The sequence below is a fragment of the Kitasatospora sp. NPDC059571 genome (genome assembly GCF_042735675.1).
Taxonomy (GTDB): Bacteria; Actinomycetota; Actinomycetes; order Streptomycetales; family Streptomycetaceae; genus Kitasatospora.
The window spans coordinates 2999-5518 of the sequence record NZ_JBHWBW010000508.1; the positions used below are offsets into that span (position 1 = coordinate 2999).

Genomic DNA, 2520 nt, shown 5'->3' on the forward strand with positions numbered 1-2520 from the left:
GCAGCAGGCCGCGCCGCCGGCGCCCCCCCCCCGGCCGGGCGGCCCGTCCCGGACCGCCCGCCCCGCGGGCGGACGGCCGCCGCGGTCGCCTCCGCGCTGGCCTCGCTGGCCGCCCTGCTCGCCCTGCTCGCGGGCCTGCCCGCCCTGCTGCTGTACGGCACGCTCGCGGTCGCCGCGGCGGGCGCACCCGGCACCGGGGGCGGCGTGGCCGGGCTGCTCACCGGCCCGGACGACGGCCGGCTCTTCCTGTGGGCGCTGGTCGGCATCGGCTGGATCGCCTGGCTGTGCTTCGCGGTCGCGGTGCTGCTGGAGATCCCCGCCCAGCTGCGCGGCCGGGTCGCCCGCCGGATCCCCGCCTTCGGGTGGAGCCAGCGGCTCGCCGCGGGCCTGGTCGGCTCGGTGCTCGCGCTGCTGCCGGTGGCGGGCTCCGCGTTCGCCGCGGTGCCCGAGCGCGGCACCCAGTCGGTCACGGCGCTCGCGCTGCCCGCCGCACCGCAGTTCGCCGCGCTGCCGGCCGCCGCCCCCGCCGCGGCGCCGGCCGCGCCCGCGCTCGACCACCCGACCTACACCGTCCGCGACACCCGGCCGGCCGACAGCCTCTGGTCCATCGCCGAGCGCCAACTCGGCTCGGGGGAGCGGTGGCAGGAGATCGCCCGGCTCAACGACGGCCGAGTGATGGACGGTTCGGGCGTGCGCTTCGACGCCGACCGGCCGATCCAGCCCGGCTGGAAGCTGCTGATGCCCGCGGACGCCGCGCCCGACGGCGCGGCCGGCAACGGCGGGTCCGCCCCCGCGCCGGCGCCGCAGCCCCACCACCCGACCGTCACCGTCGCCCCGGGCGACAGCCTCTCCGCCATCGCCCGGCGGGAGTTGGGTGACGGCGACAAGTGGCCGGAGCTGTTCGAGGCCAACAAGGGGGTGCGCGCCCCCGACGGCGAGCGGCTCACCGACCCCGACGTCCTCGCCCCCGGCATGGTGCTCGCCATCCCGGGAGCGGCCGCCGATCCGCCCGCCGGGCAGCCCGCCGATCCGCCGCCCGCCGCCGACCCGGCGCCCGCCCCCGCCACCCCGGCACCGGCCACCCCGGCCCCCGCGTCGAGCGCCCCCGCCCCGTCCGCCCCCGCGACGAGCGCGCCCGCGCCGGCCACGACGCCGCCGGTCAGGACCGGTCCGGTGGTACCCGCCTCGGCCGGCACCCCGGCGCGAGCCGAGACCGCCTCGCACGACTACACGGCGGCACTGGCCGCCTCCACCGTCGGCGTGCTGCTCGCCGCCGTCATGGTCGGCGCGGTCGCCCGCCGCCGCGGCGACCAGCAGCAGGCCCGCCGCCCGCGGCACCGCATCGCGATGCCCGAGCCGGCCGCCGCCGAGTTCGAGGCCGAGCTGCGGGCCCGGCAGAACGTCCCGGCGCTCGAACTGCTGGACCGCGCGCTGCGCACGCTGGCCCGCAACACCGTCCGCGGCGGCAAGCGGCTGCCCGCCCTGGTCGCCGCCCGGATCACCCCGGGGCGGACGGTCGAACTGCACCTGTCCGGGCCCGCGGTGCCGATCGCGCCGTTCCGTGCCGCGCACGCCAACAACGTCTGGTGGTGCCCCGAGGACTCCGGCGAGCTGCTCTCGCCCGGCCAGGCGGCCAAGGCCGCCGCCCCCTACCCGGCGCTGGTCACGCTCGGCAGCGCCCCGGACGGCTCGGTGGTGCTCGCCGACCTGGAGACCGTCCGCCTGGTGCACCTCGCGGGGAACCCGGACGACGCCGGGGACGTGCTGCGCACGCTGGCACTGGAGCTGGCGCACAGCCCGCTCGCCGACCGCCTCCACCTGCACCTGGTGGGCTTCGCCGAGGACCTGCCGCTGGCCGGCCGTGCCGCCGAACGGGTGCACCGCCACGAGTCGCTGGAGCTCGCGCTGGGCGCGCTCGGCCCGCGTGCCGCCCGCGCCCGGGCGAGCCTGGTGGCGGCCGAGGCGTCCAGCCCGCGCGACGCCCGCAGCCGCGGGCAGGAGGACGAGTCCTGGGTGCCGGAGATCGTGCTCTCCGCGCAGCCGCCGTCCGGCCAGGTCCCGGCCGAACTCGGCCGCCTGCTGGACGCCAAGCCCCGCACCTGCCTGTCGGTGATCACCCGCGCCCCGGAGCGGGGCTCCGGGCCGGTCGCCCGCTGGACGCTGCCCAGCACCGGCACCGCCACCCTGCCCGGCCTGCATCTCGCGGTCGAGCTCCAGCGGCTGGACCGGGCCCAGTTCGGCCACCTCGCCGAACTCGTCCGCAGCTCCGGCGACACCACCCAGCACCCGGCGCCCGACTGGACCCTGGACGGCCCGGGCGTCGACCTGGAGCCCGCCGAACTGCCCTACCCCGTACCGGTACTGGCCGCGGTGGGCGCCTCCGCCGCACCGGACGGCGCCGGGCCGGCGGAGGCCGCCCTGCGCCGGGTCGCCCGGGTCATCGGCGCCGGGGCGAGCCCGTTCGCCGGCACCGCCCCGACCGCGACCCCGCCGGCACCCGCCGCCCCGGCCGCCCGGGCC

General features: G+C 80.3%; 1 protein-coding gene. It reads left to right on the forward strand.

All coding sequences use genetic code 11. From position 1 onward, the window contains the following. On the forward strand, positions 1 to 2520 hold a 2520-nt coding region (locus ACFV0G_RS34175; RefSeq protein ID WP_380556381.1), incomplete at both ends, for a LysM peptidoglycan-binding domain-containing protein.